Annotated in this window: 19 protein-coding genes, 1 pseudogene and 2 other annotated features; of the genes and pseudogenes, 13 read left to right on the top strand and 7 right to left on the bottom strand. The window is 27.4% G+C overall.

What is annotated here, in order from left to right; translation table 11 throughout:
• The first annotated feature begins 59 nt into the window (after window positions 1–59).
• From recA to purB, 6 genes are all read left to right on the top strand, one after another.
• On the top strand, window positions 60–1,091 hold the full coding sequence (gene recA, locus HH195_RS06660; protein WP_055257141.1) for a recombinase RecA: 1,032 nt from the start codon (window positions 60–62) through the stop codon (window positions 1,089–1,091).
• Between the two features lie 347 nt (window positions 1,092–1,438).
• A complete protein-coding gene (rny, locus tag HH195_RS06655) occupies window positions 1,439–2,983 on the top strand; it encodes a ribonuclease Y (protein WP_055257140.1) in 1,545 nt (514 codons plus the stop codon).
• A 160-nt stretch (window positions 2,984–3,143) separates the two neighbouring features.
• Window positions 3,144–3,404: a stage V sporulation protein S gene (locus HH195_RS06650; protein WP_055257139.1), complete on the top strand. Its 261-nt coding sequence runs from the start codon at window positions 3,144–3,146 to the stop codon at window positions 3,402–3,404.
• 196 nt (window positions 3,405–3,600) lie between these two features.
• Window positions 3,601–4,797, top strand: coding sequence for a pyridoxal phosphate-dependent aminotransferase (locus HH195_RS06645; RefSeq protein WP_196370364.1), 1,197 nt, complete (start codon window positions 3,601–3,603; stop codon window positions 4,795–4,797).
• Window positions 4,798–4,947: 150 nt separating this feature from the next.
• Entirely contained in the window at window positions 4,948–5,208 is a 261-nt protein-coding gene (locus tag HH195_RS06640) for an HPr family phosphocarrier protein (RefSeq protein ID WP_055257137.1), read from the top strand.
• 176 nt (window positions 5,209–5,384) lie between these two features.
• Window positions 5,385–6,815, top strand: coding sequence for an adenylosuccinate lyase (gene purB / locus HH195_RS06635; RefSeq protein ID WP_196370362.1), 1,431 nt, complete (start codon window positions 5,385–5,387; stop codon window positions 6,813–6,815).
• A gap of 47 nt (window positions 6,816–6,862) precedes the next feature.
• Here purB and HH195_RS06630 read toward each other — a convergent pair whose 3' ends face one another.
• A complete protein-coding gene (locus HH195_RS06630) occupies window positions 6,863–7,474 on the bottom strand; it encodes a 3'-5' exonuclease (RefSeq protein ID WP_196370360.1) in 612 nt (203 codons plus the stop codon).
• 186 nt (window positions 7,475–7,660) lie between these two features.
• Between HH195_RS06630 and HH195_RS06625 the strand changes: the two genes are divergently transcribed.
• From HH195_RS06625 to argS, 4 genes are all read left to right on the top strand, one after another.
• Entirely contained in the window at window positions 7,661–9,040 is a 1,380-nt protein-coding gene (locus HH195_RS06625; RefSeq protein WP_196370358.1) for a PhoH family protein, read from the top strand.
• Between the two features lie 142 nt (window positions 9,041–9,182).
• Window positions 9,183–9,809, top strand: coding sequence for a site-2 protease family protein (locus HH195_RS06620; protein WP_196370356.1), 627 nt, complete (start codon window positions 9,183–9,185; stop codon window positions 9,807–9,809).
• A gap of 161 nt (window positions 9,810–9,970) precedes the next feature.
• On the top strand, window positions 9,971–11,143 hold the full coding sequence (locus HH195_RS06615; protein WP_196370354.1) for a CapA family protein: 1,173 nt from the start codon (window positions 9,971–9,973) through the stop codon (window positions 11,141–11,143).
• An 85-nt stretch (window positions 11,144–11,228) separates the two neighbouring features.
• Window positions 11,229–11,451 (top strand) — a binding site (T-box leader).
• A gap of 55 nt (window positions 11,452–11,506) precedes the next feature.
• A complete protein-coding gene (gene argS / locus HH195_RS06610; protein WP_196370352.1) occupies window positions 11,507–13,198 on the top strand; it encodes an arginine--tRNA ligase in 1,692 nt (563 codons plus the stop codon).
• Between the two features lie 11 nt (window positions 13,199–13,209).
• Here argS and HH195_RS06605 read toward each other — a convergent pair whose 3' ends face one another.
• The 3 genes and pseudogenes from HH195_RS06605 to HH195_RS06595 form a co-directional block, all read right to left on the bottom strand.
• Window positions 13,210–13,365 (bottom strand): FeoB-associated Cys-rich membrane protein, encoded by a 156-nt coding sequence (locus HH195_RS06605; protein WP_082412285.1) that lies wholly within the window; start codon window positions 13,363–13,365, stop codon window positions 13,210–13,212.
• 16 nt (window positions 13,366–13,381) lie between these two features.
• Window positions 13,382–15,148, bottom strand: coding sequence for a ferrous iron transport protein B (gene feoB / locus HH195_RS06600; RefSeq protein WP_196370350.1), 1,767 nt, complete (start codon window positions 15,146–15,148; stop codon window positions 13,382–13,384).
• A 25-nt stretch (window positions 15,149–15,173) separates the two neighbouring features.
• Window positions 15,174–15,392: pseudogene (locus HH195_RS06595) on the bottom strand (FeoA family protein); the annotation flags it as partial.
• A gap of 295 nt (window positions 15,393–15,687) precedes the next feature.
• Between HH195_RS06595 and HH195_RS06590 the strand changes: the two are divergent.
• Together HH195_RS06590 and gltX are read left to right on the top strand one after the other, a co-directional pair.
• Window positions 15,688–16,368 (top strand): ribonuclease H-like domain-containing protein, encoded by a 681-nt coding sequence (locus HH195_RS06590; protein WP_055257129.1) that lies wholly within the window; start codon window positions 15,688–15,690, stop codon window positions 16,366–16,368.
• 78 nt (window positions 16,369–16,446) lie between these two features.
• Window positions 16,447–16,673 (top strand) — a binding site (T-box leader).
• Window positions 16,674–16,724: 51 nt separating this feature from the next.
• The gene (gene gltX, locus HH195_RS06585) at window positions 16,725–18,392 is read left to right on the top strand and encodes a glutamate--tRNA ligase (RefSeq protein ID WP_196370346.1); all 1,668 of its coding nucleotides are present in this window, start codon (window positions 16,725–16,727) and stop codon (window positions 18,390–18,392) included.
• Between the two features lie 66 nt (window positions 18,393–18,458).
• Here the strand turns inward: gltX and HH195_RS06580 are convergent, their stop codons facing one another.
• Window positions 18,459–19,307 carry a ComEC/Rec2 family competence protein gene (locus HH195_RS06580; protein WP_196371914.1) on the bottom strand — a complete coding sequence of 283 codons (849 nt, stop codon included), beginning with the start codon at window positions 19,305–19,307 and terminating at the stop codon, window positions 18,459–18,461.
• Between the two features lie 187 nt (window positions 19,308–19,494).
• Between HH195_RS06580 and HH195_RS06575 the strand changes: the two genes are divergently transcribed.
• Window positions 19,495–21,243: a phosphoenolpyruvate carboxykinase gene (locus tag HH195_RS06575; RefSeq protein WP_196370344.1), complete on the top strand. Its 1,749-nt coding sequence runs from the start codon at window positions 19,495–19,497 to the stop codon at window positions 21,241–21,243.
• Window positions 21,244–21,285: 42 nt separating this feature from the next.
• Here the strand turns inward: HH195_RS06575 and HH195_RS06570 are convergent, their stop codons facing one another.
• Window positions 21,286–21,492: a DUF378 domain-containing protein gene (locus HH195_RS06570; RefSeq protein ID WP_196370342.1), complete on the bottom strand. Its 207-nt coding sequence runs from the start codon at window positions 21,490–21,492 to the stop codon at window positions 21,286–21,288.
• Window positions 21,493–21,594: 102 nt separating this feature from the next.
• Window positions 21,595–22,065 carry an Lrp/AsnC ligand binding domain-containing protein gene (locus HH195_RS06565; protein ID WP_196370340.1) on the bottom strand — a complete coding sequence of 157 codons (471 nt, stop codon included), beginning with the start codon at window positions 22,063–22,065 and terminating at the stop codon, window positions 21,595–21,597.
• Between the last annotated feature and the right edge of the window lie 83 nt (window positions 22,066–22,148).

The following is a 22,148-nucleotide window of genomic DNA, read 5'->3' as shown; positions in this document are numbered from 1 at the left end:
ATTTTTAGGGGTATACTCTATAATCAATATAGAACTTATGTTCGTAGTAGGAGGATTTTATGGCTAAAATAGATGAAAATAAATTAAAAGCTATTGAGATGGCAATGGGTCAAATCGAAAAACAATTTGGAAAAGGTTCAGTTATGAAACTTGGGGAAGATGCTACAGCAAATATAGATGCAGTATCTACCGGGTGTTTAGATTTAGATATAGCTCTTGGAATCGGAGGAGTTCCAAGGGGAAGAATAATAGAAATTTATGGACCAGAAAGTTCTGGTAAAACAACTATTGCATTGCATGTTGTTGCAGAAGCTCAGAAATTAGGTGGAGCAGCAGCTTATATTGATGCAGAACATGCATTAGATCCAGGATATGCATCAAAGCTTGGTGTAGATATAGATAATTTAGTAGTATCACAGCCAGATACTGGAGAACAAGGTTTAGAAATTGCAGAAGCTTTAGTTAGATCAGGGGCTATAGATGTTTTAGTTGTAGATTCAGTGGCGGCTCTTGTTCCAAGAGCTGAAATAGAAGGTGAGATGGGAGACTCTCATGTAGGTCTTCAGGCAAGACTTATGTCGCAAGCTCTTAGAAAATTAGCAGGTAGTATAAATCAAACTAAATGTGTTGCAATATTTATAAATCAGTTAAGAGAAAAAGTTGGAATAATGTTTGGAAACCCTGAAGTTACGCCAGGTGGAAGAGCTTTAAAATTTTATGCATCAGTTAGAATGGATATTAGAAGAATAGATTCAATAAAGCAAGGCGATGCTATAATGGGAAATAGAACTAGGGTTAAAGTAATAAAAAATAAAGTTGCACCTCCGTTTAGACAAGCTGAATTTGATATAATGTATAATGAAGGAATATCTAAGACAGGAAATTTAGTAGATGTAGGTGTAAAAGAAGAAATAATTCAAAAGAGTGGAGCTTGGTTCTCTTATGGAGATATAAGACTTGGTCAAGGTAGAGAAAATGCAAAGCAGTACTTAAAAGACAATGAAGAGATAGCTTTAGAAATTGAAAGAAAAATAAGAGAAAAGCATAATCTTCCAATGTTAGAAGTAGCAGTTTCTAAAGAAGAAAAATAATTTTAAATGAATACGTGCTATATCAAAGTTTTCAAATAATAATGTAAAATATGTTAAATACAACATAATTATTTACATAAAGATTTCTTTGATATAGTTTTTTTATTTTATAAGATATTAATTTTTTAAGAAGATAGAATAAAAAGATAAAAAAGATTTATAATATAAGTAAAAATATACTAAACATAATATAAAGCTAGTTATGTAGCACCTTGACACAAAGATAAATTTACTATACAATAATAACAAATACTGGTTTATCATGTTCAATAAGAATTACAGTGAGAATATATTATGACACCTTTCTATAAATATTTAGTTTATAATATTAACAAGGAGGTGTTCATATGGATGATATAATTATAGCGATAATTATAGCAATTATTATATTAATAGTTATAGGATTTATTCAACGCGCTATGATAAATAAGGCTTCAAAAAATAGAATTGAAAGTTTACAAAAAGAAGCTGAAGGAGTCTTAGAAGATGCGAAGAAGGAGTCTGAAGCATTAAAAAAAGAGGTAATATTAGAGGCAAAAGAAGAAGCTCATAAATTAAGAAATGATTTGGAAAAAGAATCTAGAGAGAGAAGAAGTGAACTTCAAAGGTTAGAAAGAAGATTATTACAAAGGGAAGAATCTTTAGATAAAAAAAGTGATTTATTAGAAAAAAAAGAAGAAGGTCTTAATGATAGAGTTATTGAGATAGAGAATATTGAAAATGGTGTAAAATCTCTTTATGAAGAGCAAAGAAGCGAACTTGAAAGAATTTCAAATCTTACCACAGAAGAGGCTAGAAAAATTTTATTAGATCAAGTTAATAGAGAAGTAAAACACGAAGCAGCAATAATGATAAAGGATGTTGAATCTAAAGCAAAAGAAGAATCTGATAAAAGAGCTAGAGAAATAATAACAAACGCTATTCAAAGATGTGCAGCAGATCATGTATCAGAATCTACAGTGTATGTAGTAGCACTTCCTAACGATGAAATGAAGGGTAGAATAATAGGAAGAGAAGGTAGAAATATAAGAACTTTAGAAACGTTAACAGGAGTTGATCTTATAATAGATGATACGCCTGAAGCTGTTATTTTATCAAGTTTTGATCCTATAAGGAGAGAAGTTGCAAGAATAGCATTAGAAAAATTAATTGTAGATGGAAGAATACATCCAGCTAGAATTGAAGAAATGGTAGAGAGAGCTATGAAGGATGTAGAAAATGATATCAAAGAAGAGGGAGAACAAGCAACCTTTGAAACTGGTGTTCATGGTTTACATCCAGAGGTAATAAAACTTTTAGGAAGATTAAAATACAGAACTAGTTATGGACAAAATGTATTGAAACATTCTATTGAGGTTGCATATTTAGCAGGATTAATGGCATCAGAGTTAGGATTAGATGTTAATCTAGCTAGAAGAGCAGGACTTTTACATGATATTGGTAAAGGGGTTGACCAAGAATATGAAGGACCACATGCTTTAATAGGAGGAGATCTTGCAAAAAAGTATCATGAGTCTCCAGCAGTAGTAAATGCTATTTCGGCTCATCATGGTGATGTAGAAATGCAAACTTTAGAGGCCGTTCTTGTTCAAGCGGCAGATGCTATATCAGCAGCTAGACCAGGGGCTAGAAGAGAAACATTAGAAGCTTATATAAAAAGATTAGAGAAATTAGAAGAAATAGCTACTTCATATGAAGGTGTAGAAAAGTCATATGCAATTCAAGCTGGAAGAGAGATTAGAATTATGGTTAAACCAGATCAAGTTGATGATGCAGGTGCTGTTGAAATGGCAAGAAATATTGTTAAAAATATAGAAGAGCAATTGGAGTATCCTGGACAAATAAAGATAAATGTTATAAGAGAAACTCGTGCAGTAGATTATGCAAAATAGTTTATTATATTTTAAAATACATCTTTTATAAAGAGATGTATTTTTTATAATAATAAAAAATAAAGAAGGATTTTTCAATCTTTTGTAGAATATGTATGGTATACGTTTTATAAAATTTTTTGAAAACGTATGCTATAAAGAGTTAGCAGGAGGAAAATAAATGGAAGTATTAAAAGTATCAACGAAGTCAAATCCTAATTCGGTAGCGGGAGCTTTAGCTGCTATAATTAAGGAGAAGAACGTTGTTGAAATTCAAGCAGTAGGTGCAGGAGCAATTAATCAAGCTGTAAAAGCAATAGCAATAGCTAGAGGTTTTGTTGCACCTAGTGGAAAAGATATAGTTTGCATACCAGCTTTCACAGATATACAAATAGATGGTGAAAGTAGAACGGCAATAAAATTAATAGTTCAGCCTAGATGATTTGTAAATGTTTAAATGAGTGCCTCATGGATGATTTTTAAATTAATTTCATGAGGTAATTTATATTTTATTTATAAATATATAATTTACTTTAAAAATTAAAAGTGCTATATTAAATATTAGTTAAGTGAATTAAATAATTACTATTTAATTTACATTTATATTAATATTAAGTAGTAAAAGGGGGATTATTCTTATGAATTTATCTAAAAAGGCAATGAATATGGAACCATCTATGACATTAGCGCTTACTGCTAAAGCTGGGGAACTTAAAGCACAGGGGGTTGATGTTATAAGTTTTGGTGTGGGAGAGCCGGATTTTAATACTCCTCAAAATATAATAGATGCAGCTATTTTGGCTATGAATCAAGGAAAAACTAAATATACAGCTGTATCTGGAATAACAGAGCTTAAGGAAGCGATAGTTAAAAAATTTTATAATGATAATGGATTAAAGTATAAGAGTGAAAATGTTATTGTTTCAACTGGAGGAAAACAGTGTTTATTTAATGTATTTGCAGCTATTTTAAATGTGGGGGATGAAGTTTTGATACCTAAACCTTATTGGGTAAGTTATCCTGAACTTGTAAAGTTAAATGATGGTATTCCTGTTTTCGTAGAAACAAATGAACAAGATGATTTTAAAATAAATTTTAAAAATTTAGAAAAAAGTATAACTAATAAAACTAAGGCGATAGTTGTAAATTCACCTAATAATCCTACAGGGTCAATTTATAGTAAAAAAGAGTTAATGGAAATTGCTGATTTTGCTAAAAAGTATGATTTATATATAATATCTGATGAAATGTATGAGAAACTTACATACGGAGATAATAAGCATATAAGTATTGCAAGTTTAAATGAAGATGCATTTAATAGAACAATAGTTGTTAACGGCTTATCTAAAGCTTATGCTATGACAGGATGGAGAGTAGGTTATGCAGCTGGTAAAAAGGAAATAATAAAGCTTATGAATAATATTCAAAGTCATACAACATCTAATGTAAATTCAATAGCACAGTATGCATCTTTAGAAGCTTTAACAGGACAACAAGAAGAAATGAAAATTATGCAAAATGAATTTGATAGAAGAAGAAAAGTTATGATGAAATTATTAGATGATATTTCTGATGTATCATATATAGAGCCAAAAGGTGCTTTCTATATTTTAGTTAATATAGAGAAAATTCTTAAAAAGTTTAAAATAAGTGGGTCAAGTGAGTTTTGCGAAAAATTATTGGATAGAGAGAACGTAGTCGCTATCCCTGGAATAGCGTTTGGAGAAGATAATTATATAAGATTATCGTATGCAACTTCAATGGATAATATAGAAAGAGGTTTAAATAGAATTTCAAACTTTATTAAAAATTTAAATATTTCGACAATTTATTAAAAATTATTGAATTCCATGGAAAAAATGATATAATATTATGTATAGGAATCAATTACAATATATTATTTATTAAAAAAGTAAAGAATTTCTAATATAATAATTCCTAATTGTGTAAGAATATAATAAATATGAAAGTATGAGGTGTATTTAATGATATCTAAGGAAGTTTTAGTTAAAAATTCAACAGGTTTACACGCTAGACCAGCTACATTATTAGTAAAGAAGGCTTCTTCTTTTAAATCTGATATAAGTTTGGAATTCAATGGTAAAAAGGCTAACGTTAAAAGTTTAATAGGCGTTTTATCATTAGGAGTTTCAAAGGATGCAACTGTAAAGGTTACTGCTAGCGGAGATGATGAAACTTTAGCAGCAGAAGAAATAGCTAAATTAATAGAAACTTTAGAAGACTAATTTAATTTGCTAAAATAAAAAAAGGTTCTAATTATATACTTATAGTTAGAGCCTTTTTTATTGTTTGTAATTTTGGTGAAGTTTATTAATATTATTTTAAAAGTTAAAAAAATATGTTATAATACGAATTATAATTAAAAAAAATAAATATTTGTACGTTGGAGGTTATTTGATATATGAATAATTTATATAAAACACCGTTAAATTCTAGATATGCTTCAAAAGAAATGTCATATATATTTTCGGATGATATGAAATTTTCTACTTGGAGAAAATTATGGGTTGCTTTAGCAGAGAGTGAAAAGGAATTAGGATTAGATATAACAACTGAACAAATAAACGAATTGAAGAAAAATATTTATAATATAAATTATGATGACGCAATAAAAAAAGAAAAAGAGGTAAGACATGATGTAATGAGTCATGTTTATGCTTATGGTCTGTTATGTCCTGAAGCTAAAGGAATAATACATTTAGGAGCAACTAGTTGTTATGTTGGAGATAATACAGATATAATAATTATGAGAGACGCTCTTATATTAATAAAGAAAAAAATAGTTACAGTTTTGAATCATTTAAAAGAATTCGCTCTTAAATATAAAGATATGCCAACTTTAGGATTTACGCATTATCAACCAGCTCAGTTAACTACTGTTGGTAAAAGGGCTACTCTTTGGATGCAAGATTTAACAATGGATATAGAAAACATTGATTATTTATTAAGTAATTTTAAGTTAAGAGGTGCTAAAGGTACAACAGGAACACAAGCAAGTTTTATGGAACTTTTTAATGGAGATGAGGAAAAGGTAAAAACTTTAGATAAAATGATTGCAAATAAAATGGGCTTTAAAGCAAGTTTTGCAGTTACTGGTCAAACTTATCCAAGAAAATTTGATTCTATAGTATTAAACACTTTATCAGAGGTTGCACAAAGTGCTTATAAGTTTTCAAATGATTTAAGATTACTTCAAAGTATGAAAGAGATGGAAGAGCCTTTTGAGAAGAATCAAATAGGATCATCTGCCATGGCGTACAAAAGAAATCCTATGAGAAGTGAAAGAATAAGCGCTTTGTCTAGGTATGTTATAGTAGACTCTTTAAATCCAGCTATAACTGCTGCTACTCAATGGTTTGAAAGAACTTTAGATGATTCAGCTAATAAAAGAATAGCAGTTGCAGAAGCTTTTCTAGCTTTAGATGGTGTTCTTAATATATATATAAATGTAGTTGAAAATATGGTAGTGTATGATAAAGTAATTAAATCTCATGTAGAAAATGAATTGCCATTTATGGCTACTGAAAACATTCTTATGAAAGCTGTAAAAAAAGGAGGAGATAGGCAAGAACTTCATGAACGCATTAGAATTCATTCAATGGCTGCAGCTCAAAGAGTAAAGGGAGAAGGACTAAATAATGATCTTATCGAAAGGATAATAAATGATAGTTCGTTTGGACTTTCAAAAGAGGAGATATTAGAAGCAATAAATCCTTTGAAGTTTGTTGGAAGGGCTCCGGGACAAGTGTTAGAGTTTATAGAAGAGTGTGTAGAACCAATTTTAAGAGAAAATATTGATGCTTTAGATATAAAAGGTGAAGTTAATGTTTAGGAAGATAAGAAGTAATAAAAACCATAGAGTAAATCTATGGTTTTTATCTATTTAGATAACATATTTGAAAAGTAATTTCTTTTTATGTGACCTTGTTTGATTCCTTCGGTTACTGCTAAATATGCAGCAGCAGTATCAAATCGAGCATCATGATAATTTCCACTACCCATAAATAACTTATTAGCAGTTTCAGTAATTTTTTCTTTAGATACATTTAAAAAGTTAATGACTTCTTCAAGTTTAGGATTTTTAAAATCACCAGAAGATTTTAGGAGTTTACAGATATCTTTATAGTATTGCATAGTACAGAAGATATGCTGAGGAAAAAATTCTTCACCAATACCTAATAGTTCATGCTTTAAAAATTTAATATCAAATTGTACATTATGTCCTATTATAAAGTCAGCTTCTATAAAATCATTTAAAAATTCTTCAAAAGAATCCTCAAAGTACATTCCATTACTTAATTCATATAATTTTTCTAAAGAAAAACCATGTATTTTTTCAGCCTCTTCATTCATTTCATCAACAGCGAAGAAAAAATTTTTACCCATAGTAGTTTGAGGTTTAGTAGAAGTATCAATTAAAATATAGCTAAGTTGGCATATGCTACCTGGCTTTATTCCAGTTGTTTCAGTATCAAAGAATAATAATTTCATTAATAAATTCCTCCAAATTTTATGTATAAATATATAATAATATAAAAGTTAAACTCTAGCAATAAAGTTTAGTTTATATAATAGTAAATTAATGTATATTTTAGGAATTATAAAGATTGATTAAAAATATTATATATAAAGATTAAAAAATATAAATAATATGCATTCTAAAGGAGTGATTTTAATTTGAAGAAAACATATGTACTAGACACGAATGTATTACTATACTCACCAGGTGCTATTTTTACTTTTGATAATAGTAATATAGTAATTCCAGAGGTTGTATTAGAAGAGTTAGATAATTTTAAAAAAGTTAATAGCGACTTAGGAATGAATGCTAGAAATGTGGCTAGAATATTAGATAAATTAAGATTAAAGGGTAAATTAAGTCAAGGTGTGGATTTAGATAATAATTCAAATTTAAGAGTAGTATCGGCTTTTTATAATACTAAAATACCAGAATCTTGGAGTATAGAAAAAGCAGATAATAGAATAATTCAAGTTTGTAAAGCTTTAATAGAGCAAGGGGAAGACGTATGTTTAATTACAAAAGATATATTTGAAAGAATAAAAGCAGATACGGTAGATATACAAACAAAAGATTACTATGAAGAGGAAGTTCCAACTATGGAAGATCAGTATATGGGAAGGCGTGATGTATATGCATCTTCTTTAGATATAGATATGTTTTTTAAAAATAAATTTATTGAAGTTGATGTTTTAACTGAATATAACAAAAAATTAGGAACTTACAATAAACCAGACCTTGTAATAAATGAATTTTTAATAATTCATGCAAATAATAATGAGAGGCAAACAGCACTAGGGAGATATGATGGGAAGAGGGTAGTCCCACTTTTATATAAAAATAATACTAATATAATGGGAATAAGTCCAAGAAATGTAGGTCAAAAATTTATGCTTGAATGTTTATCAATAGATGCAGATAAAGCCCCTTTAGTAATAATAAAAGGTCCAGCTGGCACTGCAAAAACGTTATTTTCTTTAGCTGTAGGGTTAAAAAAAATATTAGATAGTGAAGATAAGGAATATAGACGTATCTTAGTTTGTAGACCAAATGTAACTATGGATGAGGATATAGGGCATTTACCAGGCACAGAGCAAGATAAAATAGCTCCATTTATGAGACCTATTTTTGATAATTTAGAAATATTAATAGATTCTAATGATGGTGGAAAATACTCTAATGAGAAAGAGTTAAATGATAAAATAGAGGAACTATTTGAGAAAAAGATAATAACTACAGAAGCTGTTGGGTTTTTAAGAGGTAGAAGTATAGTGAAGAATTGGATAGTAATAGATGAAGCTCAAAACCTTACACCAAAGCAAGTAAAAGCTATAGTAACAAGAGCTGGGGAAGGTTCTAAAATAATATTAATAGGAGATCCTGAACAAATAGATCAAGCATTTTTAGATTTAAGGAGTAATGGTCTTTGTTATGCATCAGAAAAAATGAAAGGAAGTCCTCTTTGTTATCAAGTATCTCTTTTATATGATGAATGTGAGAGAAGTAAACTTGCTTTTGAAGGTGCAAAAAGATTATAGATATAAAGTCATTTAGGTTATTTTAGTATAGTGTAAATTTTAATATTTAGACTATATTAATGATAGCCTTTTTAAGTTTTAATTAATGAAAATTAAAACTTACTATGATATAATGATTTAATAAAATATAGGAGGAAACTTAATGGCAGATAAACTTTTAGAAATTTTTCTAACCATACCAGCACTTTTAATAGCATTTAGCATTAAAGAATATGCTCGTGCAAGAGTTGCTGATATGTTAGGAGATAAGACCCCAAGATTACAAGGACGCTTGACATTAGATCCTTTTGCGCATATAGATATAATGGGGCTTATTTTTATGTTATTTCTTAGTTTTGGATGGAGTAAGGCTGTAGAAATAAATAGAAATGCTTTTAAAAATCCAAGACGTGATGCACTTAAAGTAAATTTTGCAGCTCTTTTTTCAAATTTATTTGTAGCATTTATTGCTTCATTATTTTATGTATTATTGATTGTATTATTTGGAGAGAGAAGTGATACAATGCAAATAATAAGTTTGGTTTTGTATTACATAATAATGATTAATGTTAATTTGTTTGTATTTAATATACTTCCTCTTCCGGGATTGGATGGATTTAGAATACTTGCAGATTTATTTCCAAGTTTATTTCATAAAATTGCAGGGACTATTTATAGATATTATGTAATTATTTTAATAGCTGTTTTGTTAATAGGTTCAAATTTATTAATATATCCATGTAGCTATATAATAAATGCTTTTATAAATATGTGGGCTATCATACTTTAAAGTTAAATTCATTTTGGTTATGAAAGATAGAAGTTTAGTTTTTCTATCTTTTATTTTTTTATTGTAGAAATGTTATGTGATAAAATCAAATATTTTAACATAATATTTATATTTATGTTAAAATATGTTAAAATATTATAAAAAGTAAAAAGGAGAATATTATGAGAGGAAAAAATAGAGTAGTTATTTTACTTTTTATTTCTATGGTAATCTTTATGATTAATATATTTGTAGAATATAATAAAAAAAATAATGTGATTGAAGCTTTAAATATAGATAATAAGAAAACTGTAAATGTAGTAGCTGTTGGAAATATATTAGTACATTATGATCAAATAATATCTGCATATAATAATGAAAGTTATGATTATGAATTTGATGAGAATTTTAAGTATATAAAAAAATATATTGAAGAAGCGGATTTGGCTTATTGTACAATAGAAGGATCTTTTGGAGGTAAGGAACTTGGTTACTCTGGGTATCCAAGATTTAATACTCCTGAAGCTATGTTAAATGCTTTAAAAAATACTGGATTTGATATAATAAATGCTGCAAATGATAATATTTTAGATTCATTAAATGTTGGATATTTTAATACTATAGAGAATTTAAAGAAATCAAACTTAAAATATACTGGTATAAGGCAAAAAAAAGATGATAAGACGTATGTGATAGAGAAAATAAAAGGAATAAAGATTGGATTTACGTCTTATACTTTTAGTGATTGTTTTGAAGGTAATGATGAGGATATTTTGGAGTTAATAAATAGCTATAGTTATGATGATTTAGATAATGATCTTTTAAAAATAGAAAAAGAGATAGAGGATATGAAAAATGACGGGGCAAAATTTATAGTTGTTGGAATGCATTGGGGAGATGAATATAGTACAGAGATAAATGAGAAACAAAAATATATTGCGCAAAAATTAAATTCTTATGATGTAGATGTAATTTTAGGTTCACACCCAAATGTTATAGAACCTATAGAAACTATAATTAGTAATGAAAATGGAAATTCTACTTTGGTGGTTTATTCGATGGGAAATTTTATTTCTAATCAGAGAAAAGAAACCATGGGAAATAAGTTATGCGAAGATAGTATTATTTTGAATTTAGAGTTACAAAAAAAGTTTAATGGGGATGTAAATTTAGTATCTTTTAATTATATACCAACTTGGACATTAAAGTATAAAACTGAAGATGGAGATAGCAAGTATTATATATTAGATAGTAATAATGTACTAGGTTATAAAAATAAAGAAGAAATTCCACAGAGTATATTAGATTCTTTAGAAGATTCAGTACAATCAATTAAAAGTATATTAAATGATTAGCTTGTTTCAAAAAATGTGTTTTTATATGTCTTGACAATATTCATAAACAATATATAATAAAACATATGTTAAATTTAAAATATAAATAAAATCATTGAAGAGGAGAGTAGTGTATTTTCATTTTCAAAGCGAGTGGGAGTATGGTGTAAGTTCCAAAAAATAAAATAGATGAAAAGAACCTTAGAGATGCTGCCAGAATCTTTGTATTTAAAGTAGTAGGGTATGATGCCGCAAAAGTTAATGCGTTAAAATAAAAAGTGGGTTTAAAGCCAATTAGAGTGGTACCGCGGAATACATCCGTCTCTTGAGTTTAAGAGACGGATTTTTTATTTTATTAATAAATTATTTTGGAGGAAAATAAGTATGGATTACAAAAAAATAGTAGCTACAAGATTAAAAGAAAATATCGATTTAGATTTAGACAAAATAGAAAGTCTTATAGAAATACCACCTAAAAGTGATATGGGTGATTTTGCATTTCCTTGTTTTCAATTAGCTAAGGTTATGAAAAAAGCCCCTAACATGATAGCTAAAGATATAGCGGATGTTATAAATAAGGATGGATTTGAAAAAGTTGAAAGTTTAGGACCTTATATTAACTTTTTTATGGATAAGGTTAAATTTAGTGAAAGTATAGTAAATGAAATATTGTCTGAAAAAGATTCTTATGGTTCTTCAAAAATTGGGGATGGAAAAAGATATTTAGTTGAATACTCTTCACCAAACATTGCAAAGCCATTTCATGTTGGGCATCTTTTTACAACAGCTATAGGAAATGCGTTATATAAAATGCTAAAATTTGAAGGTTATGATACTGTAAGAATAAACCATTTAGGTGATTGGGGTACTCAGTTTGGTAAACTTATTTCAGCATATAAAAGATGGGGAAATGAAGAGGCAATAGAAAAAAGCCCTATAACAGAACTTTTAAGAATATATGTAAAATTCCATGATGAGGCTGAAAAAAATCCTAGTTTAGAAGATGAAGGAAGGATGTATTTTAAAAAGCTAGAAGATGGAGATAACGAAGCAGTTGAGCTTTGGAAAAGATTTAAGGATTTATCATTAAAAGAATTTAATAATATATATAGCATATTAGGTGTTGATTTTGACTCATGGGCAGGGGAAAGTTTCTATAATGACAAGATGGATATAGTTGTTAAAGAACTTGAAGAGAAAAATGTGTTGACAGATAGTAATGGAGCGAAAGTTGTTATGCTTGATGAATACAACATGCCACCTTGTATAGTTGTAAAATCAGATGGAGCATCAATATATGCAACAAGAGATTTAGCTGCTGCAATGTATAGAAAAAAACATTACAACTTTGATAAATGTATTTATGTAGTTGGAAAAGATCAAATTTTACACTTTAAACAAGTGTTTAAGACATTAGAACTTGCAGGACATACTTGGGCGAAGGATTGTGTTCATATACCTTTTGGTCTTGTAAAATTTGCGGATAGAAAGCTTTCAACTAGAAAAGGAAATGTAGTTTTACTTGAAGAGTTATTAAAGGAAGCAGTTGCTAAAACTTTAGAAACAATAAATGTTAAAAATCCAGAACTTAAAGAAAAAGAGATTGTGGCTAAGGAAATTGGTATAGGTGCAGTTTTATTTACGTATTTAAAAAATTCAAGAGAAAAGGATATTGTATTTGATTGGGATGAGATGTTAAGCTTTGAAGGAGAAACAGGTCCATATGTTCAATATTCTTATGCAAGGGCAAAAAGTATATTAAGAAAATCAGAAGGAATAAATGGGGATGCTGATTTTTCTAAATTAACTTCTAAAGAGGAGTTTGAACTTACAAAAGTTTTAGAAGGATTTAATAAAGCAATACTTCTTGCTATAGATAGATTAGAGCCGTCTGTTGTAACAAGATATACAATAGAAGTAGCAAAAGCGTTTAATAAGTTCTATAATGCTCATAGTGTATTAAATTTAGAAGATACTGGTTTAAAAGTAGCAAGATTAAAGCTTATAGAAGCAACAGCTCAAGTTATAAAGAATTCTTTAAACTTAATAGGAATAAATGTTGTAGAGGAAATGTAATTAAAAACCACCTAATTTTTAGGTGGTTTTTTTTCTTGATTTTTATATTTAGAACATTTAGTTGAACAATTTGAACAATTGCATTTTCCATTAGATGAATTTTTAAAATTTTTATATAGTATATATAAAACTAAACTAAAGATTAAAATAGTTATTAAAATCTCCATAAAATTTTCCTCTAGATTATATAAAAAAAGATCCTATATTAAATATTAAAAATGCTCCTATCCAAGCTACTGTCAGTTGCATAAGTACTGAAAATATAGTAAATTTTCCTCCAAATTCTTTCTTTATAGTACCTATAGCACTCATACAAGGCGTATATAAAAGGACAAATACCATAAATGCAAAAGCAGAAAGTACAGTAAAATGGTATGGTAAAATAGATGCCAAATCTCCAGCATATATAACTTCCATTGTAGATATAACAGTTTCTTTTGCCATTATTCCTGTTAAAATAGAAACAGAGGCTTCCCAGCTTCCAAAACCTAAAGGTTTAAAGATTGGAGCTATAAATGAACCTATATTAAATAAAAAGCTATCCTCTATGTCAGAAACAAGACCAGTAAAATTAAAGTTTTGTAGAAACCAAATAAGTACGCTCATGGCAAATATTATAGTACCAGCTTTCTTTAAAAAACCTAATGTTTTTGAAGATAGTTCCTTAAATACTGATTTAGCATCAGGAATTTTATATTCAGGAAGTTCCATTATAAAAGGTTCTTCATCCTTTTTAAATAATGTATTTTTAAATATTAAACCAATTAAAAATGCCATTAAGATTCCTAAAATATAAAGAGATGCTATAACAAATGTCGCGTTATTTGGGAAAAATACTGCTGCAAAAATAACATAAACAGGAAGCTTAGCATTACATGACATAAAAGGAATTAATAGGGCAGTAAGTTTTCTATCTTTTTCACTTTCTAATGTTCTAGCAGCCATTATTCCTGGGACAGAGCATCCGAATCCTGTTATCATTGGTATAAAGGCTTTTCCTGATAATCCTATTTTTCTCATAAATGTATCCATTATAAATGCAACACGGGCCATATAACCACTATCTTCTAATATATTTAAACAGAAAAATAATGCAATAATTACAGGAAGTAATACCAAAATTCCACCGACCCCTGAGATTATTCCATCAACTATTAAAGATTGGAACCAAGGTGCTGTATTGCTTAAAAGATTAGATACAAAAGGCATTAAAGTATCTGCTACAAATCCATCTAAAAGGTCAGAAAGTGGTTGTCCAACCCAAGCAAAGGTAAATTGAAACATAAGTAACATTATTCCTATAAAAATTGGATAAGCAAAATATGGATTTAATACAACCTTATCTATTTTTTGTGATGTATTTAACTTGTCATTATTTTCATTTATTTTCATGCATTTTTTTAGCTTATTTCCTATGTAGTTATAAGCTTCTTTTTCATCGCTAAATGAATATTTTTCAGTGTCTAAAAAATCACTATAATCTTTTTTATCTAAAAACTGAAAAATACCATCTAATCCTTTTTCCTTAGAAGCTATTATAGGTATTACTTTAGCTTTAAATGATTTTTCTAGTGCGTTATAATCTATGTTAACCCCTTTTTTAGTAGCTACATCTATCATATTAACTAATATAACCATTGGCTTTTTAAATTCTTTAAGTTGCATGGTTAAATATAGATTTCTTTCAAGATTAGAACCATCCACTATGTTAACTATTAAATCAACTTCTTCTGTTTTAAGAAAGTTTTTTGAAATTTTTTCTTCGTTAGAAAATGTATCCATAGCATAAATTCCAGGCAAATCAACAATTTTTATATCATTGTAAGAACCTTCTTTTCTATCAACAGTAACTCCAGGCCAATTTCCAATTTTTTGGTTAGAACCAGTTAATGAATTGAAAAGTGTTGTTTTGCCTACATTTGGATTGCCAAGTAAGGCTATTGTTGTCATATATAGTCCCCCTATAGTAATTATTTTAATTCATTAAAAAAATATTTTTAGCATCTTTTTTGCGTATAGCCAGATCAAAACCTCTAAAGTTTATTATTAAAGGATCTCCTAAAGGCGCAACTCCTTTTACAGTAACTTCAGTTCCTTCAATACAACCTAGGGCTAATAACCTTTTTGCAAGTTTAGAATTACCAGTGACTTTTTGTATAATTCCACTTTGTCCAATTTTTAAATCATATAGACTTGTTAGAGTTTCTTTAGTGTTTTTAAACTTTTTATGTTTTTCTAATCTTAAGTCAAATAAACTCATAATACTTATACCTCCTAATGAAAATCATTATCAATTAATTTATATTACCATATTATTAATTAATACTAAAAAAGTCAACAGTAAAAGTAAAATTAACAAAAAATTAACAAAAAATATTTAAATATGGAAATTTATATGGTAAATTATAAATGGTTAATGTATACCTATCATTTGATATAATGATATAATATATATTGTTTAATAAAGTTTAACGGAAAAGAGTGATAAAGTGATAATAAAGGAGCATGAAATATCTATTTTTGATTTAGATGATAGTTTTGCCCTTTCTTTTGTAGAAGGTGATGAATTATATAAGCACTCAGTATATTTTGATTTAGAACATTATGTATATAAAAAGCCTAAGTGCATAGGAGTTTTTGGTGCAGGATATTTTAACTATGAGAAAAATAAATTTATAGTAACTCAATATATGATAGAGCATAAAGGTGAAGTTAAGGATATATTATATTTAGCTAAAAAATATTTTATAGATATATCGTCCAATAAAAAGAAAAAATACATAGTTACTTTTTCGGGGAATAATGACTTTACAGTTATAAATTATCTTTTTAATAAATATGGGATTAATTTTGAATTTGGAAATTATTTTAGATCTATAGATATACAAAAGGTTTATGAACATACTTTTAAACAAAGTATAGGACTTAAAACTTTAGAAAAAAAGTTTAATATAGAAAGAGAAGGTGAAGTTATGTCTGGGTCTAACCTAGCTAAAACATTCCATAAAGTTTTAAAGGATAGAGAATATTTTGAAAGAATGCCAAAGGAAAAAATTGAAAAGATTTTAGTTTATAATGAACAAGATGTTGTAAATTTATTTCATATTTTAGTTAAATGGAATTTAATCGTAGAAGCTAATGAAGAGAGTAAAGAGAATGAAGATAATTGAGTTAAAGTAAACAAACAGAAAAATAATATTTACAATAAAACTTTATGTAGTTATAATAAACCTATAAAAATAAAATATAATTTAGCTGTGAAGAAGAAGAGTATATAGAAATTTAGTTTTAAAGAGAGTTAAATATTTTGCTGAGAATTTAACATACTAAACTATAGAAGGAAGCTTTTGAGCTATAAGTTTAGCCTAAAACTAGGGCAAAAACTATGGGTTCTCCCATTAAAGAGAAAATAAGTGGATTAATTAGTTTTAATCAATTTAGGTGGTAACGCGGAATATAGTCTTTCGTCCTAAAGTTTATAGGATGGGGGACTTTTTAATTTTTTATAAAGGAGATGTGTAAAAAAATGAATTTTGAAAAACAATTAGAACTTGCAGATTTAATATTTCCAAATGTTAATGAAAGCATAGAAGATTATTTGACAAAATATCCAAAGAGAGATTTAAAGGACGGGGCAAAGGTTACAAGATATGCTCCAAGTCCTACTGGGTTTCAACATATAGGTGGGATATTTACAGCGTTAATAAATGAAAGATTAGCAAATCAAAGTGAAGGTGTTTTTTATTTAAGAATAGAGGATACAGATCAAAAGAGAGAAGTAGAAGGTGCTATAAGCCTTATAATAGATAGTATTAATAAATATGGAATGAACTTTTCAGAAGGAGTAACAGGAGAAGATTCTGAAAAAGGGAATTATGGTCCATATAAACAAAGCGAAAGAAAGAAAATATATAATGTATTTGCTAAAGATTTAATAAAAAAAGGATTAGCTTATCCATGTTTTGCAACACCAGAGGAATTAGCTGCTTTAAGAGAAAAACAAATAGCTGAGAAAATAACTCCAGGATATTACGGTGAATATGCAACATATAGAAATTTAGATGTGGAAGAGGCTATAAAAAAAATAAAATCAGGTGAAAATTATATATTGAGATTAAAGTCACCTGGAAATCCAGAAAAAAGAATAAAGTTTCATGATTTGATAAAGGGGGATGTATCATTCCCAGAAAATAATCAAGATATTGTTATTATAAAGGGTGATGGTCTTCCAACATATCATTTCGCACATATTGTAGATGACTCTTTAATGAGAACAACTCACGTTATAAGAGGAGAAGAATGGCTATCATCTCTTCCAATACATCTTCAATTATTTGATGTTTTAGGACTTGAAACTCCAAATTATGCCCATGTTCCAACCATAATGAAACTAGACGGAAATTCAAAGAGAAAACTATCAAAGAGAAAAGATGTTGAAAGTGCGGTAACTTATTATGATGAACAAGGATATCCAATAGAATCTGTTATAGAGTATCTTTTAAATATAATAAACTCTGCTTTTGAAGAATGGAGAATAGAAAATAAAGATGCAGATTATCATGATTATGTTGTAGAATTAGAAAAAATGAGTAAAAGTGGAGCACTATTTGATATAGTTAAGTTAGGGGACGTAAGTAAAGAGGTTATATGCAAAATGAATGCAGAAAAGGTATATAACCTTTATGAAAAGTGGTCAAATGAGTATAATAAAGAAATTCATGAACTTTTAGTTGCTAATGAAGATATGATAAAAAAAGTATTTAATATAGAGAAAAATGGTCCAAAGCCAAGAAAAGACTTTGCTAAATGGAATGAAGTAGAAGGAAAGATATTCTATTATTTTGATGAGTTATTTGCTAAAGAAACAATAAATGATGTAGAACTTCCAAAGACTTTAAACATAGAAGATGCAAAAGAAATAATAAAAAAATATAAAGAGGTTTATAACTTTAATACAGATAATTCAGTTTGGTTTGATGAATTAAAAGCATTAGCAGCATCTTTAGGATATGCAACAGATAGAAAAGCCTATAAGAAAAATCCAGAAAATTTTAAAGGAATGGTATCTGATGTGGCAGGAGCTGTTAGGGCAGCTATTACTCATAGAAGTAATACTCCAGATCTTTATACTATTATGCAAATAATGGGTGAAAATAAAGTTAGACAAAGATTTGAGGATTTTATAAATTTATAATAGAAAGATAACTTAATTTTAAACATAGGTATAATAAATACCTATGTTTATTTTTATTATAAAATTTTAATTAATATAAAGACTGTTTCCATCAGATTTAATAATAATTGTACCATCTTCATCAGTTCTGTAATATCTTATATTATATTTATCTAAAAGGTTTAATGTTTTAGTGCTAGGATGCTTATAGCTATTATTAATACCAACTGAGATTATTGAAAGCTTCGGGGATACAGCTGTTAAAAATTTTTCGCTTGTTGATGTAGAACTACCATGATGCCCAATTTTTAATACATCAGAAGAAAGATTTACATTAGAATTTAAAACTTCTTTTTCTAAATCATCTTCAGCATCACCAGTAAATAAAAAGGAAGTATTTTTATAAACTATTTTCATAATGGGAGAATAATTATTCAAATTATCATAGGTTTCTTTAATTGGTGAGAAAACTTCAACCGATGTGTTATTACCTAAGTCAATTGAAGAACCCATACCTTGTTTTAATACATTTATCTTTAATGATTTTTTATTAAGTTCATAAAGCATATCTAAAAAACTTTCGGTGTTATGAGAAACTTTTGGTGCAAAAAAATTTAATACATTAAATGATTTTATAATGGTTGCCATAGATCCTATATGATCTTCATGAGGATGGGTTGCGATTATATAGTCTAAAGTTTTTATATTTAAACTTTTTAAATAGTTAACAAGAGTATCTTTTGAATCATAAGGACCTGAATCTATTAAAATATTTTTGTTATTAACTTGTATAAGAGAGGCATCTCCTTGTCCTACATCTATATAATGAACTTTAAAAAAATTATTTTGTGTACTTTTAGGATAGTTTTTTATGAAAACAAACAGAAAGAAAAATATGATTGGAAATATAATAAATAGTTGTTTTTTTATTTTGATAAAATCATCTCCTAAATAGAATGTAATAAATATTAACTTAGATTAATATATTTTAAAAAGTTTTTATAAAATTTTAACTACAACAAAATAAATAGCTTATATAAATATTTATGAAATAATTAGTTATATTTAATTATTTACTAATATTATTAAATTTAAACTCTATATTTATAAAAAGGATGGTTGTATGAAAAGTGAATTTTATTTAAATAATGATAAAGTAACTATTGATTTTACTAAAAAATATTGTAATAGTTTTGAGACAATTTTAGATAGTTATGGATTTAGAAATTTAATAGAAGAATATTTAAAAAAATCTAAAAATAGAAATACAAATAATTTTAAATTTTTGGAAGCTTCTTTGAAAAGTAGCGATATAAAATATATAGTAGATAATATTACCAGTATATTTAAACTTTTAATTATGATGAATGTAGATGAAGCTATAAGTTATAATAATAATTTTAGGGATATTTTGAAAGATAATAAGTTATTTTTTAATGTTATAGAAGATATATATTCTTTTTGGAGAAAACTTGAAAGATATACATTAATTCATAATAATAAAATAAAAGACGGCATAGCTGCAGTTAGTTTTACTGATGCAAATGATAAATTTTCAAAGCTTATTTTAAAGTTTTATAGAAGGATTGAAAAAAATCTTTTAGGAGATACACCAAATGTATATAGACAGTTAGCAGCAGGTGGAAATGCATGTTTAATGCTTAGTAATGTTATATGGCCTATTCCTAATGAATATGAGGCTTTAGATGATATTTGTTTTATAGATAGTGTATCATTAGAAGCTCCATTTATAACTTATCCAAAGAAAAATAAAAGAGATGGAGTATTTAAAGAAATCTTTTATAATCCAATAAAAGAACTAAGTTTAAATAAAGATGAATGGTTTTGCTATCCTGCAAAGGTTGGAGAACTTTTGGCTTATGTATACTTTCATAGAGATTTTTTAAATCATGGGATAAGCCTTTGCAATTTGTTTGAACTAGCTAGAATAGATGAATGTAGAGGAAAAAGACCAGATATAATATATTTGTTTGGTGTTGAAGATGGAGAAACTGATTTAGAAACTTATTTTTATGATGATAAAAAAAATAATATTATGTTAGGTTATATAAATTATTGTGATAAAATGGATTATTTTGGTTATATGAAAAAAATGATCTTGACTCTTCATAATGTGATAATGATAAAAAATGGGTATTTACCTATTCATGGTGCCATGGTAAAGGTTGTATTAAAAGATGGAAAAGAAGCAAATATAGTTATAGTAGGGGATAGTGGAGTTGGAAAATCAGAAAGTTTAGAGGCTTTTAGATCTTTAGCTGAAGAGCATATAAGTGATATGACTATAGTTTTTGATGATATGGGAGTTTTAAAATTAGATGAGAATAATAATATTTTAGGATATGGTACGGAAATTGGAGCTTTTGTTAGACTGGATGATTTAGATCAAGGTTATGCATTTAAAGAAATAGATAGAAGTATATTTATGAATCCGGATAAAACAAATGCAAGATTAGTTATGCCAGTTAGTAATTATTTACAAATTATAAAAGGATATAAAGTAGATATTTTGTTGTATGCAAATAATTATTCTAAAATAGATGAAAATGGAAAAAATATAACGTATTTTAATAAATATATGGATGCTATTAAGGTATTTAAAGATGGATGTAGAATAGCCAAAGGAACAACCACAGAATTAGGTCTTGTAAAATCTTACTTTGCAAATCCTTTTGGACCAGAGCAAAGAAAAGAGAAAACTAATATACTAATAGAAAAATACTTTAGAATAGCATTTCAAAATAAAATAAAAGTTGGAGAAATAAAGACATGCTTAGCTATAGACGGATTGGAAAAAGAGGGACCAAGAAGGGCAGCACTTGAACTTTTTAAGGTAATTGAGCAATTATAAAACAGGCTCACTAAATACTTGGTAAGCCTATTTAATTTTCTTTTAGTCAATGTGCCTGTATCTGTCCTTAGCAAAGAAAGATATTGCATATAATCCACAAATTCCAACGATAGCATATATTATTCTAGAGAATACAGTGCCTACTCCAAATATTGTATCAATTAAATTAAATTGAAAAAATCCAATGAGTCCCCAATTTATAGCACCTATAATAACTAATAATAGAGTAATTATATTTAATGATCTCATATTTAACACTCCCTTTCTTTTCTTTGCAGTAATTATTTTTACCTTTAAGCAATATAATTATGCAAAAAAATAGTAGAATATTTTCTACTATCTCATGGGAGTTTAAAATTGAATATTTCTATCAACTGGTTGAGTTAATGATATAAAGGTATCTGTTTTGTTTACACCTTCAATAGTATTAACTTTATTCATTAATAAATCTTGTAAATCAGAAATGTTTCTGCATATGACCTTAGCGAAAATAGAATATCCACCTGTTATTAGGTGAAGTTCTACAACTTCTTTTATTTTTGATAATTCTTCAAAAACATGATTATAAGATTTAGTTCCAGCTACATGTATGCCAACAAAACATAAAACATCATATCCAAGTTTAGGTAAATCAAGTAAAATTCTTGTACCTTTAATAATCCCTAAATCCTCCATTTTTTTCATCCTAACATGAATAGTTCCGCCTGAAACATGACATATTCGAGCGATTTCTAAATAAGGAGTTCTACAATCTTTAATAAGTATATCTAAAATTTGAAGATCAAGCTCGTCCAACTGTAATTGAAAGTTTGATAGAGCCATAAAATCACCCTCTCCATATTTAATCTAATATTATATGTATTATTTTATCAAAGAAATAATAAAAATTCTATATAAATATTATA

This window comes from Candidatus Sarcina troglodytae (assembly GCF_015708635.1).
In the GTDB taxonomy this organism is placed as follows: domain Bacteria; phylum Bacillota; class Clostridia; order Clostridiales; family Clostridiaceae; genus Sarcina; species Sarcina ventriculi.
This window is presented reverse-complemented; position numbering and strand designations above follow the sequence as displayed.